The 13950-nt window shown below is 59.2% G+C and carries 13 protein-coding genes and 2 tRNA genes; 12 read left to right on the top strand and 3 right to left on the bottom strand.

What is annotated here, in order from left to right; genetic code table 11:
* Positions 1 to 56: 56 nt before the first annotated feature.
* From phnL to phnP, 4 genes are read left to right on the top strand one after another with little or no spacing between them, the layout of a single operon-like run.
* Complete coding sequence (gene phnL / locus Q0V31_RS00140) at positions 57 to 776, top strand: phosphonate C-P lyase system protein PhnL (protein WP_298182776.1); 720 nt, start codon at positions 57 to 59, stop codon at positions 774 to 776.
* Complete coding sequence (locus Q0V31_RS00135; protein WP_298182773.1) at positions 766 to 1911, top strand: alpha-D-ribose 1-methylphosphonate 5-triphosphate diphosphatase; 1146 nt, start codon at positions 766 to 768, stop codon at positions 1909 to 1911. The genes phnL and Q0V31_RS00135 overlap by 11 nt, the downstream gene beginning before the upstream one ends.
* Positions 1911 to 2474 (top strand): phosphonate metabolism protein/1,5-bisphosphokinase (PRPP-forming) PhnN, encoded by a 564-nt coding sequence (phnN, locus tag Q0V31_RS00130; RefSeq protein ID WP_298182770.1) that lies wholly within the window; start codon positions 1911 to 1913, stop codon positions 2472 to 2474. Before Q0V31_RS00135 ends, phnN begins: the two co-directional genes overlap by 1 nt.
* Positions 2465 to 3229, top strand: coding sequence for a phosphonate metabolism protein PhnP (gene phnP, locus Q0V31_RS00125; protein ID WP_298182767.1), 765 nt, complete (start codon positions 2465 to 2467; stop codon positions 3227 to 3229). The genes phnN and phnP overlap by 10 nt, the downstream gene beginning before the upstream one ends.
* A gap of 138 nt (positions 3230 to 3367) precedes the next feature.
* Here phnP and Q0V31_RS00120 read toward each other — a convergent pair whose 3' ends face one another.
* On the bottom strand, positions 3368 to 3835 hold the full coding sequence (locus Q0V31_RS00120) for an Lrp/AsnC family transcriptional regulator (protein ID WP_069517010.1): 468 nt from the start codon (positions 3833 to 3835) through the stop codon (positions 3368 to 3370).
* Positions 3836 to 4036: 201 nt separating this feature from the next.
* On the opposite strand from Q0V31_RS00120, the gene Q0V31_RS00115 reads away from it, so the two are divergent.
* The 7 genes from Q0V31_RS00115 to Q0V31_RS00085 all read left to right on the top strand — a co-directional run bounded on the left by Q0V31_RS00115 (position 4037) and on the right by Q0V31_RS00085 (position 12516).
* Positions 4037 to 7504, top strand: a complete 3468-nt coding sequence (locus Q0V31_RS00115; RefSeq protein ID WP_298182758.1) for an indolepyruvate ferredoxin oxidoreductase family protein — start codon at positions 4037 to 4039, stop codon at positions 7502 to 7504.
* 78 nt (positions 7505 to 7582) lie between these two features.
* The gene (locus Q0V31_RS00110; RefSeq protein ID WP_298182755.1) at positions 7583 to 8635 is read left to right on the top strand and encodes a Glu/Leu/Phe/Val dehydrogenase dimerization domain-containing protein; all 1053 of its coding nucleotides are present in this window, start codon (positions 7583 to 7585) and stop codon (positions 8633 to 8635) included.
* A 155-nt stretch (positions 8636 to 8790) separates the two neighbouring features.
* A tRNA-Arg gene (locus tag Q0V31_RS00105) sits at positions 8791 to 8865 on the top strand.
* A gap of 344 nt (positions 8866 to 9209) precedes the next feature.
* Positions 9210 to 10547 carry an NADP-specific glutamate dehydrogenase gene (gene gdhA / locus Q0V31_RS00100; protein WP_298182752.1) on the top strand — a complete coding sequence of 446 codons (1338 nt, stop codon included), beginning with the start codon at positions 9210 to 9212 and terminating at the stop codon, positions 10545 to 10547.
* Positions 10548 to 10884: 337 nt separating this feature from the next.
* The gene (locus tag Q0V31_RS00095; RefSeq protein ID WP_298182749.1) at positions 10885 to 11268 is read left to right on the top strand and encodes a hypothetical protein; all 384 of its coding nucleotides are present in this window, start codon (positions 10885 to 10887) and stop codon (positions 11266 to 11268) included.
* A 405-nt stretch (positions 11269 to 11673) separates the two neighbouring features.
* The gene (locus tag Q0V31_RS00090) at positions 11674 to 12090 is read left to right on the top strand and encodes a GFA family protein (protein WP_298182747.1); all 417 of its coding nucleotides are present in this window, start codon (positions 11674 to 11676) and stop codon (positions 12088 to 12090) included.
* A 108-nt stretch (positions 12091 to 12198) separates the two neighbouring features.
* Entirely contained in the window at positions 12199 to 12516 is a 318-nt protein-coding gene (locus tag Q0V31_RS00085) for a chorismate mutase (RefSeq protein WP_298182744.1), read from the top strand.
* 104 nt (positions 12517 to 12620) lie between these two features.
* On the opposite strand, the gene Q0V31_RS00080 is transcribed toward Q0V31_RS00085, so the two are convergent.
* Together Q0V31_RS00080 and Q0V31_RS00075 are read right to left on the bottom strand one after the other, a co-directional pair.
* Positions 12621 to 12694, bottom strand: a tRNA-Gly gene (locus tag Q0V31_RS00080).
* Between the two features lie 95 nt (positions 12695 to 12789).
* Positions 12790 to 13674, bottom strand: coding sequence for an alpha/beta hydrolase (locus Q0V31_RS00075; RefSeq protein WP_298182741.1), 885 nt, complete (start codon positions 13672 to 13674; stop codon positions 12790 to 12792).
* Between Q0V31_RS00075 and Q0V31_RS00070 the strand changes: the two genes are divergently transcribed.
* A complete protein-coding gene (locus Q0V31_RS00070; protein ID WP_298182738.1) occupies positions 13642 to 13878 on the top strand; it encodes a hypothetical protein in 237 nt (78 codons plus the stop codon). The two genes, Q0V31_RS00075 and Q0V31_RS00070, sit on opposite strands and share 33 nt — an antisense overlap.
* The last annotated feature ends 72 nt before the right edge of the window (positions 13879 to 13950 follow it).

Here is a 13950-nt window from a genome sequence, read left to right as displayed (position 1 = left end):
CCGCGATCAGCTGTTCGCGGCCAAGGCTGCTCCTGCAGGGATAACAGAGGTACGTCATGAATACGCTTATCGAGGTCTCTGACCTCAGCAAGACCTTCACCCTGCACCAACAGCATGGCGTGGTGCTGAATGTATTGAACGGGCTGAGCTTCAGCGTGCGCGCTGGCGAATGCCTGGTGCTGCACGGGCAATCCGGCGCGGGCAAATCGACCTTGCTGCGCACCCTGTACGGCAACTATCTGGCAGCGGGCGGCAGCATTCGCGTGCTGCATGACGGGGCCTGGATTGATCTGGTCGGTGCCGAGCCGCGTCAGGTGCTGGCCGTGCGTCTGCAGACCCTGGGCTATGTCAGCCAGTTTCTGCGGGTCATCCCACGGGTTGCGACCCTGGATGTGGTGATGGAACCGGCTCTGGCGCGGGGCTGGAGCAAGGTGGACGCGCAGAAACGGGCCGAGAGCCTGCTGAGTCGCCTGAATATCCCGCAAGCCTTGTGGCAACTGGCACCGGGCACCTTCTCTGGCGGCGAGCAGCAGCGGGTGAATATCGCCCGCGGTTTTATGGTGGCCTGGCCGCTGATGCTGCTCGATGAGCCAACGGCCTCGCTGGACGACGTCAACCGCCAGGTGGTGCTGGAGCTGATTAACGAAGCCAAAGCCGCAGGTAGCGCCTTGATCGGCATCTTTCACGACCGCGCCGCCCGCGAGGCGGTGGCCGATCGCTTCCTCGACATGAGCCCCGATGCGGCGACTCAGCAGGAGTATGTGTATGCCAGCTGAACAGATTTTCACCCAGGCGCGGGTGGTCACGGCCGAGCAGGAGTTTGTCGGCACTGTGGTGCTGCGTGATGGCCTGATTGCGCAGGTGGAGGAGGGCATCAGCCGTCTGCCCCAGGCGCAAAACATGAACGGCGATTACCTGCTGCCGGGGCTGGTCGAGCTGCACACCGATAATCTGGAAAAGTACATGAGCCCGCGGCCTGGCGTGGACTGGCCGTCGGTCTCGGCGGTGCAGACCCACGATGCGCAGATTGTCTCGGCGGGCATCACCACGGTGTTCGATGCCCTGTCGATTGGCGACGTCAACCCGCGCGGCAAACGCATGCAGCAGCTGCCGGCCATGCTTGAGGCAATTGCCACGGCGGCCAGCGCTGGACACTTGCGCGCCGATCACCGGCTGCACCTGCGCTGCGAACTGTGCCATCCAGACACCTTGGCGGTGTTTCGTGATCTGCTGGAGCACCCGCAGGTGGCGCTGGTGTCGGTGATGGACCACTCACCGGGGCAGCGCCAGTTCGCCCAGGAGAGCAAATACCGCGAGTACTACATGGGCAAATACCACCTGAGCGAGGCGGAAATGAACGCCTTTATCAAGGAACAGGTGGCCAACTCCATCGAGTACAGCGACCGCCATCGTCGGGCGATTGTCGAGGCTTGCCACGCCCGAGGCTTATCGGTGGCCAGCCACGATGATGCGACCCTGGCCCATGTGCAGGAGTCGGCGGGTTATGGCATGTCCATCGCCGAGTTCCCCACCACCCTGGAAGCCGCCCAGGCCAGCCACCGGCTGGGACTCAAGGTATTGATGGGCGCGCCCAATATCGTTCGCGGTGGCTCGCACTCGGGCAATATTGCGGCCGCCGAGTTGGCCCAGCATGGGGTGCTGGACATCCTCTCCAGCGATTACTACCCGGCGAGCTTGCTGCAGGCAGCTTTACTGCTGGCCGCACAGGATAACGGCTATGATTTGCCTCGGGCGATTGCCACCGTCAGCCGGGCGCCGGCTCAGGCCGCCGGGTTGACTGACCGTGGCGAGATTCGCGTCGGTCTGCGTGCCGACCTGTTACAGGCGCAGGTGCACGATGGCCATGCAGTTATTCAGCAAGTCTGGCGACAAGCCAAAAGGGTGTTCTGATGAGCGGCAGGTTGATCTATTTAATGGGGCCTTCGGGCTCGGGCAAGGACAGCCTGTTGAATGCCGCGCGCGAGCGTCTAGCCGAAAGCGGTTGTGTCATCGCGCGGCGGGTGATTACCCGCTCGGCGGAAGCCTTGGGCGAGGACGCCATTGGCGTTTCTCCCGCCGAGTTTGATGCCCAGGAGCAAGCCGGCGTATTTGCCCTGAGCTGGCGCGCCAATGGCCTGGCCTACGGCATCCCCCGGCAGATCGATGGCTGGCTGGCGGCGGGGCAGGATGTGTTGGTCAATGGCTCGCGGGGTTATCTGCCGCAGGCTCGCCTGCGTTACCCGGCGCTGATCGGCGTGTTGCTCACGGTCGAGGCGCCGGTACTGCGCGAGCGCTTGCTCAGGCGCGGCCGTGAAAGCATCGAGCAGATCGAGCAGCGCCTGGCGCGAAATGCGCAGTTCGACGCCGCTGCCGCCGAGCGTGATGGCCTGCACCTCTTGGATAACTCCGGGGCGCTTGAGTGGGCGCGGGATAATCTATTGGCCTTGCATGGGGCCAGCCGCGCATGCGCCTGACCCTGCTCGGCACGGGCGATGCGCGGCAGGTGCCAGTGTACAACTGCAGTTGTGCGGCCTGCGACAGTGCGCGGGTCTACCCGGCACGCCGCCGCGGCCCTTGCAGCGCATTGATCGAATGCGGCTCGCAGCGCTGGCTGATTGACTCGGGGCTGCCGGATCTGGCTGAGCGCTTCCCGCCCCATAGCCTCAGCGGCATTCTGCAAACCCACTACCACGCCGACCACGCCCAGGGCTTGTTGCACCTGCGGTGGGGGCAGGGGCTGAGCATTCCCGTACACGGCCCGGATGACCCGCAAGGCTTGGCCGACCTCTATAAACACCCCGGTATTCTCGATTTCAGCCAGCCGTTTGCGGCATTCGAGCGGCGGCTGTTGGGCGAGCTGAGCGTCACGGCGCTGCCGCTGAATCACTCCAAACCGACCTTTGGTTATTTATTGCAAGGCGTCGCTGAAAGCGGACTAACTCGGCGGATCGCCTACCTGACCGATACCCTCGGCGTACCGGATGCCAGTGCCGAGGTGTTGAGGCAGCAGCCGTTGGACCTGCTGGTGCTGGATTGCTCCAGCGCGCCGCAACCCTTCGCCCCGCGCAACCACAACGACCTCACCCGTGCGCTGGAAGTGATCGAGCAGCTCAAGCCACAACAGACCGTGCTCACCCATATCGGCCACAGCTTCGATAGCTGGTTGCTGGATAACCCCGACGCCTTGCCGCCCGGCGTGAGCTTGGCCGTTGACGGGCAAGTGTTGTAAAGCCCATAGGGTGGGTTAGCCGCCAACCGCGCGTGCTAGGCGTCATGCGACTTGGGGCGCGGCGTAACCCACCAGCGGCGCAACCCGTTGCATCCTTTGCTGGGTTACGCGCCCCACCTATGTTTCTCCATCCCAGCCTTAATCCAGCGGCAACTCGGTGGTGCGTTTGACCTCGCTCATGGCGATATGCGAATGCGCTTCGTGCACATGCGGGCGTTGCAGCAGGTGGTCGCGCAGGAAACGCTCGTAACTGGCGATGTCCTTGGCCACCACCTTGAGCAGGTAGTCCGAGCCGCCGGCCATGGTGAAACACTCCAGCACTTCCGGGTAGCCGACCACCGCCTGCTCGAACTCTTCCAGGTTGCTGCGGCCGTGGGCCGAGAGCTTGATATCGACAAACACGGTGATGCTAAAGCCCAGTTGCTTGTGGCTGAGCAGGGCGACTTTGCGCTCGATAATGCCGTCTTCCTGCATGCGGTGAATCCGCCGCCAGCACGGCGATTGTGACAGCTCGACCTTCTCGGCGATCTCGGCCGCAGAGAGGTCGGCGTTGTGTTGCAGCAGGCGGAGAATCTTGCGGTCGATGGGGCTGAGTTTTTCTTGCATGACTGTGTCCAATTTTTTGTTCTTGTTGGATTAATCATGCGCAGTATCGGTAAAACGGCCAGCAAATAGAAAGAAAATCTCAGTACCGCTCGGTCATATTCTTAGTTATGCGCCTGCTGCGGTGATCCCGCACTAGGCTTAACAAGGGTGGCATTAACCGTTGTTGCCCCCAGCTCGCCAAAATAATAAAAGGAGCGCCCCATGTCTCTGGCCGAGATCCGCCTGGATGACAAGTATCGTCTTGCCACAGGCCACCTGTACCTGACCGGCACCCAGGCCTTGACCCGCCTGCCGATGCTGCAGAAGCAACGCGACGCGGCCCATGGCCTGAATACCGCGTGTTTTATTTCCGGCTACCGGGGCTCGCCGCTGGGCGGCCTCGACAAGAGCCTGTGGGACGCCAAGCAGTACCTCAAAGACAACCACATCCACTTCCAGCCAGGGGTCAACGAGGAGTTGGCCGGCACCGCGGTGTGGGGCAGCCAGCAGACCAACCTGTTCCCCGGAGCGCGCTACGACGGCGTGTTCGCCATGTGGTACGGCAAGGGGCCGGGCGTGGACCGCTGTGGCGATGTATTCAAACACGGCAACTCGGCCGGCGTTTCCGAGCATGGCGGCGTGTTGCTGCTGGCTGGTGACGACCATGGCTGCAAGTCGTCGACGTTGGCCAACCAGAGTGAGCATGCGTTTATTGCCGCTTCGATCCCGGTGCTCAACCCCGCCGACGTTCAGGAACTGCTCGACTACGGCATCATCGGTTGGGAATTGTCGCGCTACAGCGGCTGCTGGGTGGCGCTGAAAACCATCGCCGAGAACGTCGATTCCTCGGCCGTGGTCGATGTCGACCCACTGCGTATTCAGGTGAAAACCCCGGACGACTTCCAGCTGCCGGAAGACGGCGTGCACATTCGTTGGCCTGATCCGCCCTTGGTTCAGGAGGCGCGCCTCAATACCTACAAGATCTATGCGGCGCGGGCTTTTGCCTTGGCCAATAACCTCAACCAGATCAAGCTGGATTCGCCCAATCCGCGCCTCGGTATTATCACCGCCGGCAAGTCCTACCTAGACGTGCGCCAGGCCCTCGAAGACCTCGGCCTGGATGAAGCACTGTGCGCCCAGGTGGGCTTGCGCGTGCTCAAGGTCGGCATGAGTTGGCCGCTGGAGCCGGTCTCGGTGCATGAGTTCGCCGAGGGGCTGGACGAGATTCTGGTGGTCGAGGAAAAGCGCAGCATCATCGAAGATCAGCTCACCGGCCAGCTCTACAACTGGCCAGTGGGCAAGCGCCCGGTGGTGGTTGGCGAGTTCGACGAAGCCGGTCATTCGCTGCTGCCGAACCTCTCCGAACTGACCCCAGCGATGATCGCTCGCGCCATCGCCAAGCGCCTTGCACCGATCTACAGCAGTGCCAGTATTGATGAACGCTTGGACTTTCTCGCCGCTAAAGAGGCCTCGCTGGCTGCGCCCAAGCACCATACCGTGCGCACCCCGCACTTCTGCTCGGGTTGCCCGCATAACACCTCGACCAAGCTGCCGGAAGGTAGCCGCGCCCAGGGCGGTATCGGTTGCCACTACATGACCCAGTGGATGGACCGCAACACCGACACCTTTACCCAGATGGGCGGCGAGGGCGCGACCTGGATTGGCCAGGCGCCGTTCACCGACACCCCGCACATCTTCCAGAACCTCGGCGACGGCACCTACTTTCACTCAGGTCAGTTAGCCATCCGCGCGGCCGTGGCCGCCGGGGTGAATATCACCTACAAAATTCTCTACAACGATGCGGTGGCCATGACCGGCGGCCAGCCGATTGACGGCGAGCTGCGCGTCGATCAGCTCAGCCAGCAGGTCTATGCCGAGGGCGTTAAGCGCATTGCCGTGGTCACCGACGAGCCGGAGAAGTACCCGACCCGCGCCACCTTTGCGCCGAATGTGACCTTCCACCATCGCCGCGAACTGGATGCCGTGCAGCGCGAGCTGCGTGAGTTTCAGGGCTGTTCAGTGATCATCTATGACCAGACCTGCGCCACCGAGAAGCGCCGTCGGCGCAAGCGCGGCAAGCTGGTTGATCCGCAGAAGCGTGCCTTTATCAACGCGGCCGTCTGCGAAGGCTGCGGTGATTGCAGCGTGAAATCCAACTGCCTGTCGGTGCTGCCGCTGGAGACTGAGCTGGGGCGCAAGCGCGAGATCGACCAGAACTCCTGCAACAAGGATTTCAGCTGCGTCGAGGGCTTCTGCCCAAGCTTTGTCACCGTGCATGGCGGTGCGCTGCGTAAACCCAGCGCCGTGGGCCATGGCGCGTTGTTTGTCGCCCTGCCAGAGCCTAAGCAACCCAGCCTGCAGCGGCCCTGGAATATCCTGCTGCCGGGTGTCGGCGGCAGCGGTGTGACCACAGTCGGTGCGCTGCTGGGCATGGCGGCGCATATCGAAGGCAAGGGTTGCAGCGTGCTCGATCAGGCTGGCCTGGCGCAGAAATTCGGCCCGGTGGTGACCCATATCCGCATCGCCGCCAAGCAGGCCGACATCTTCGCCGTGCGCATTGCCGCCGGCGAAACTGACCTGCTGCTGGGGTGCGACTTGGTGGTGGCCGCCAGCGAAGATGCGCTGGCCAAACTGAATGACAAAATCGCCCATGCGGTGGTCAACAGCCACGAAACCGCCACCGCCGAGTTCACCCGCAACGCTGATGCACAAGTGCCGGGAGCGGCCATGCGCGAGGCAATCAGCGAGGCGGTGGGGGCGGGCAAAACCCACTTCGTCGATGCCAGCCACCTGGCCACACGGCTGCTCGGCGACAGCATTGCCACCAACCTGTTTATGCTCGGTTTTGCCTACCAGAAAGGCCTGGTGCCGGTATCGGCTGAGGCGATTGAAAAGGCCATTGAGCTGAATGCCGTGGCGGTACAGCTCAATCAGCAGGCGTTCCTCTGGGGCCGCCGCGCCGCGCACGATATTGCTGCGGTCGAGCGCCTGGCTAAGCCAGACGTGTTTGAGGCGCCGCGCTGTCAAACCCTGGACGAAATCATTGCCGACCGTGTCCGCCGTTTGACCGCCTACCAGAACGCCGCCTATGCCGAGCGTTATCGCCAGCAGGTGGCGCGGGTGCAGGCCGTGGACAAGAGCGCCGACCAGGCACTGAGCAAGGCCGTGGCGCGGTACTACTTCAAGCTGCTGGCCTACAAGGACGAGTACGAAGTGGCGCGGCTGTACAGCGACGACAGCTTTACCCAGCAGCTGGAGGCGCAATTCAGTGGCGACTATCGCCTGCAGTTCCACCTGGCACCGTCCTGGCTATGCAAGCCAGACGCCAGCACCGGCGAGCCGCGCAAGCGTCAATTCGGCCCCTGGATGCTCACAGCCTTCGGCGTACTGGCCAAGTTCAAGTTTCTCCGTGGCACGCCGCTGGACCTGTTCGGCTACAGCGCCGAGCGCAAGCTGGAACTGGCGTTGATCGAGGAGTACGAGCAAAGCCTGGAGTACCTGCTTAAACAGCTCAATGCCGACAACTACCGCACAGCGGTGGCGCTGGCCGAACTGCCCGAGCAGATTCGTGGCTATGGCCACGTCAAAGCCCACAGCCTGGTCAAGGCTCGCGAGCAGAGCAGCCAGCTCAAGGCCCGTATGTTGGTGAGCGAAATTCAGGCCGTTCGGCTGTTCGAACCGGCCGCTTAACGGCCCTGATACTCATCGCGTTCGCCCCCTCCCATAACCGGGAGAGGGCGACCTCCAGAACAACAAGTGAGGCTCCCCGTGTCCGTGTTTTCTCATATTGATTTCGACCACCACGAGCAGGTGGTGTATGGCCATGACAAAACCAGCGGCTTGAAGGCGATTATCGCCATTCACAACAGCAACCTCGGCCCGGCGCTTGGTGGCTGCCGCATGTGGCCCTACGCCAATGACGATGAGGCGCTGCGCGATGTACTGCGCTTGTCGCGCGGCATGACCTACAAGTCGGCGTTGGCCAACCTGCCGCTGGGTGGCGGTAAGGCGGTGATCATCGGTGATTCACACACCGGTAAAAGCACGGCGCTGTTCCAGGCCATGGGCGATTTTGTCGACAGCCTGGGCGGGCGCTACATCACCGCCGCCGACTCCGGCACCGGCGTGGCGGAAATGCAGATCATGGCCGAGCGCACCCGGCATGTGTCCGGTGCCGAGCAGCGCGAAGCGTTCTCCGGCGGCACGCGTAATGGCGATCCCTCGCCAGCCACTGCCTACGGGGTGTTTATCGGTATTCAGGCGGCGGTCAAACATCGCCTCGGTCGTGATGACCTGTGTGGCCTAAAAGTGGCGATTCAGGGCGTCGGGCAGGTGGGGTTTGATCTGGCTCGGCAGTTGAAGGAAGCCGGTGCCGAATTGTGGGTAACCGACATCGTCGAGGCCAATGTGCGTCGCGCAGTCGAGCAGTTAGGGGCTACGGCGGTAACCCAGCAGGCAATTTTCGCGCTGGATGTGGATGTATTTGCGCCGTGCGCCATGGGCGGCATTATCAACCAGAAAACCCTGGAAACCCTGCGTGCACCGATCATCGCCGGCGCGGCCAACAACCAGCTGGCCGATGCCAGCCTGGCGGAAACCCTGCGCCGCAACGAGTGCCTGTATGCGCCGGATTACGCGATCAATGCCGGCGGCATCATAGATGTGTACTACGGCCGCAGCGGCGGCAGTGCCGCGCAGTTGCTGGCGCATATCGAAGGCATTGGCGCGACGCTGGAGCAGATATTCCAGCGAGCAGAGGCGGCGGGTAAAACCACGGTGGCAATTGCCGATCAGCTCGCCGAGGAGCGATTCGCACGCTAATCCGCGACCGCGCCACGTTGCAGCATCCCAGCGCCGGCTTTGCCTCTGTTTGCCAGGCAAATGCCGGTATGGCGTTCTGCTCGTGGCCGTGGCATGACAAACCGTCTCATCCTCGCTAAGATGCCAGCCCGCTGGTGGCCCGTCTTCCAGCATCTGTTCCCATAGTTCAATGGATAGAACAAGCCCCTCCTAAGGGCTAGATACTGGTTCGAATCCAGTTGGGAACGCCATCTTTACCCCCTCCGGCTCTAACCGCCTGCTTTGCCCCCTTGCTTGCGCCTATCCTGCAAACCCGCTGGATCGCTTCTGCATGTGCCCAGATCGGCAATTTTCGGGCGAATTTATGGTTAGTCCGGCTCGGGCGTGTGCCTTAAAGTTGTGCGCTAACGCGCTCTATAAGTGCAATTTACAGTCGGCGAAAATACGCTGGATAGGAGTGTTCTTTTATATCAATGCACTTAAAAGATGCATTAAGGCGACATTTCGCGCTGTCGAAGTGCATTGCTGGCTGCTAAAGTGCCGGCCACTTTTAAGTTGATCTGCCCTCTCTTACGGGCATTTTTGGGGTATGCACATGAGCGAATCCGTCGAGCTTTTCCTCTCCCGCCTAAAGCAGCGCGACCCTGATCAGCCTGAGTTTCATCAGGCCGTGGAAGAGGTATTGCGCTCGCTTTGGCCGTTCCTGGAAGCCAACCCGCGTTACCTGCAGGCCGGCATCGTTGAACGCATGGTTGAGCCGGAGCGGGTAGTCATGTTTCGGGTGTCCTGGGTTGATGATGCCGGGCGTGTGCAGGTCAACCGCGGCTATCGGGTGCAGATGAACAGCGCCATTGGCCCGTACAAGGGCGGCCTGCGCTTTCACCCGTCGGTCAACCTCGGCGTGCTCAAGTTCCTGGCCTTCGAGCAAGTGTTCAAGAACTCGCTGACCTCGCTGCCCATGGGCGGCGGTAAGGGCGGTTCGGACTTCAACCCGAAGGGCAAAAGCGACAACGAAGTGATGCGCTTCTGTCAGGCCTTTATGAGCGAGCTGTACCGCCACATCGGTGCTGATCTGGACGTGCCGGCGGGCGACATTGGCGTCGGCGGCCGCGAGATCGGCTACATGTTTGGCCAGTACAAGCGCTTGGCCAACCAGTTCACCTCCGTGCTGACCGGCAAAGGCATCAGCTACGGCGGCAGCCTGATTCGTCCGGAAGCCACCGGTTATGGCTGCGTGTACTTCGCCCAGGAAATGCTCAAGCGCATTGACCGTGGCGTTGAAGGGCAGCGCGTGGCAATTTCCGGTTCGGGCAACGTGGCGCAATTTGCCGCGCAGAAAGTCATGGAGCTGGGCGGGCTGGTGGTGTCGATGTCGGACTCCGAAGGCACCTTGCACACCCCAGACGGCCTGACCGAAGAACAGTGGCTGCACCTGATGGAGCTGAAGAACGTACGCCGTGGTCGCCTTAGCGAGATGGCTGCGCACTTCAACCTGAACTTCCTTGGCGGTCAGCGTCCTTGGCACCTGCCATGCGATATCGCCCTGCCATGCGCCACGCAGAACGAACTGGATGCCGAAGACGCCCGTACCCTGTTGAAAAACGGCTGCTTCTGCGTGGCCGAAGGGGCCAACATGCCCTCGACCCTGGACGCGGTGGACCTGTTTATCGACGCCGGCATCTGCTTCGCCCCCGGCAAAGCCTCGAACGCCGGCGGCGTGGCCACCAGCGGTTTGGAGATGAGCCAGAACGCCATGCGCCTGAACTGGACCGCAGGCGAGGTGGACGAGCGCCTGCACAGCATCATGCAAAGCATCCACAGCGCCTGTGTGCGCTACGGCGAAGAGAACGGCCGCATCAACTACGTTAAAGGTGCCAACATCGCCGGCTTCGTTAAAGTTGCCGATGCCATGCTGGCGCAGGGCGTGGTCTAAGCCGTACGGCCATAAACTGCTTTATGCTGCAAATAAAAATGCCCGCGCAACGCGGGCATTTTTTTGCGTGGCGACTTTCACCAGTTCTCGACGCGCTGCTGGACAGCTCTGCCGCCGGCCAGTAGCTTCTCGTAGCAGAGGTGCAACCACCCTGCACCCGAATCAGTCTTATGCCGTTTTACGTCCTGCCCGTGTCGCGCCTTCTGCGCGAGGCTGCATAGAATTCAAATGCTTCGCGAGTGACAAGGAACGTTATCAGACACCAAGAAGGGTGTTATGCGACAGCGATGTCGTCTAATAATAGTTAGCTCTTGGCCTACAACCCAGCAGTAAGCATATGGAAATTGAAATGGAATCAATAATAAACACCATAGTTATAACCATTTCATCAATAATTAGTTTTTTCGGGCAGAAAGAAATAATTGGCCTCTGTATCGGCGCAGTTGGTAGTGCAGTCTGGTATCGCGTCACGGGCTCAGTTGAGCAGGCTCAAAGAAATAAGCAGGTTGCCGCTCTCATTGAGGGCAACGTGTTAGAAAACTCTCAAATAGCAATCGAGAATCTTGGCATAGTCGAAAACGAAATAAAGGGTCTCTCAAATGAAAAGTTTACACTAGACCCACTGAAAGACTTCATTCCAACCTCTGCCGATCTATTGCTTCTGGACTCTGACTTCAACCATCAAAAAATAATGGCGCTTTGGTCTTCACTAAAAAAATAGACACATTAGGAATTCAAGCCAAAACATTAACGACTGAAACAACTTTGTTAAGGCGTGCAGTTAAGGCGGAATCAAGAACAGAAATTTATCTTTTCGAACTACTTCCTTATCTGAAGCAGCACGATGAGCTTTTGGCCAACACTATTCGGCAGCTATTGGCTGAATGTCAAAGCGCATCCACCCTTATAAAAGAGGTTAGGAGCTAACAATGCGTATATGGACTCTCCCCACAAGTAGTGAGCAAAGCTTTTCCTAACCCTGTCGTCAGCGCGGTTGCATTCGTATATTCGGCCTGTTTTGGGCTTTTTCGCCCTGGCCATTCTGTAGTTCGCTTCGCTCACTGGGTCGGGCTAAAGTCCGACCTTTAATTAAATGTTATATTTTTATCAGTTAGGTGTCGTCAGAATGTCTCATTCAAAAGCAAGCTGTCTTTGTGGTGCGGTGAAAATTACCGCCGAAGAAGTGAATCCTAAATTTACCGTCTGCCATTGCCAGTCCTGCAGGACGTGGGGTGGTGCGCCATTTTTTGCTGTTAAGTGCGGTGCTAAAGTTAAAATCGAAGGGGCTGATAAAGTTAAGATGTATGAGTCGTCGTCTTGGGCGTCTCGTGGGTTTTGCATAGAATGCGGGACGCATTTGTTTTTTAAATTTAAAGAAAGCGGTGAATATAATATGCCTGTTGGTTTGTTTTCAGGCTTGAATGGCCTGGAGATGGATATGCAGTATTTTAGTGATATGAGACCAAGTTACTATTGCTTTTCAAATAAAACACAGGAGATGACAACGGCTGAGATAATGGCTTATTTTGCACAGGAAGTGTAAGTGCGTGTATGGTCATGCGCTAAAGTCGTTCGCCTCGCTCACGGAAGTAGACTCAAGCCGGTCGCTTAACTTAATTGGCAGGGCAGGGCGTAAAGGAGTTTGTTTTATATGGAAGTTAAATGCAGTTCGCTAAGTGAGGTCCGCGAAAGTATCGACAATGTTGATCGTGCAATCGTAGCGTTACTCGCAGAACGCGGAAATCTTGTCACTCAAGCAGCGTCATTCAAGAAAACAACAGACGATGTAAAAGCACCCAGCCGGGTAGAGCACGTCATTTCAAAAGTCACGGCGCTCGCACAAGCGCAAGGCGCTAATCCTGAGGTAGTGGAGCGCGTCTATCGCGCCATGATCTCGGCCTTTATTGAGGCAGAGCTTAGAGAGCATTGTTTTCTTAGCGAAAATCGCGGGAAACCCGAGCACGCGTAAAGGCTGCGCCTTAAGCAAACGTTAGCCGGTAGTCGTTTGGTGATCTAAGCCAGAAAGCAAAAAGCCCCGAAACCGGTGGGTTTCAGGGCTCTTGGACTGCGATTTGGAGCGGGCGATGGGAATCGAACCCACAGCTCTAGCTTGGGAAGCTAGGGTATTACCACTATACGACGCCCGCAGCGGGTGCCTTTATACCGGAAGTCTTGGCCGAAATGAAGCCTGCCGCGCAGTTATCTGTGGTTTAGCGCGGCAGGCTCGGGTTACGGCGCGGTTTCATACGGCAATCGCGTGCTGTTGGTTGGACGCTGGACGGTAGCTGGAACTGTTGCGCGCCGGGGCTTGCAGGAAACTCAGCAGGGCGGCCTGGCTTTGCAGCCATGCGCCTTTGTGTTCCATATCAAGAAAGTGCCCGGCGTTGTTGATGGTGGCGAACTGACAGTCACTCAGGTACTCGGCAAATACGCGTACATCTTGCGCTGCGGTGTATTCGTCGTGCTCGCCGTTGATAAACAGCAGCGGGATGTCGATGGCCGCCAGGCATTCCATATTGCAGTGGTTGTCCATGTGCACCACTTGGTTGATGTGCGCGTGCATCTGCAGGTATTCGTGGCGGTCGAGGCGGCTGATATGCCGGTGGTTGTAGCGTTTGAACAGTGAGGGCAGGTATTTACCGATGGTGCTGTTGACCAGCTCACCGACTTGTTCGCCGTCTGTGGCCTGCAGGCAGACCATGCCTTTTTCCAAGTAGTCGAGCATCGGCTCATTAAGCAGCGGTGAGAAGGAGGTGATCACCGCCTTTTCAATTCGTGCGGGGCGTTGCGCCAGGGCAAGCATGGCGGCGACGCCACCCCAGGAGAACGACAGCAGGTAGTCGACCTGAAACTGTTCGATCAGCTCCAGCAAGATGCTCGCTTCATCTTCCTTACTGATTGGCTGGGTGTGGCTGTTGTGCGGCTTGGACTGGCCGGCGTAGGGCTGGTCATACAGCACTACGTTAAATTGTGGGCGCAGGTACTTGAGGGTTTGTGCGAAAGCGGCGGTGGTGGCCAGCGAGCCGTTGACCAGGATGATGGTCTTGCGCGCGCTGGGGTTGGCGTAGAACTCCGTGTGAACCTTGAACGTCCTGTGAATATCGACGACAGCAATGGCTGGCTTCATGTCGTTTCCTCCTGGCGCATAAAAGTAACCACGGCCAACGGCAGCACCGTTAAACCGAGCTATATAGGACAGATAGGAAAGCGCCTGGACGTGACAGCAAGATGTCAGGCTGAAGGATTTTATAAGTTATTTATTTTCAATCAGTTAGGGCTGAAACAGAGCATCGTCCACGGCCTTTTTACAGGTGTGGAGCGGCGTCTTTGACCAGGCAGGAACCCATTTCGCGCAGTGCGCAAGTAACCGATGGAACGTTTAGATGGTCTTCGTGACTGTTAA

Origin of the sequence: uncultured Pseudomonas sp., from assembly GCF_943846705.1 — a bacterium.
GTDB lineage: Bacteria > Pseudomonadota > Gammaproteobacteria > Pseudomonadales > Pseudomonadaceae > Aquipseudomonas.
Note: the sequence above shows the minus strand (reverse complement) of the source record. Positions and strands in the feature narration are given on the sequence as shown.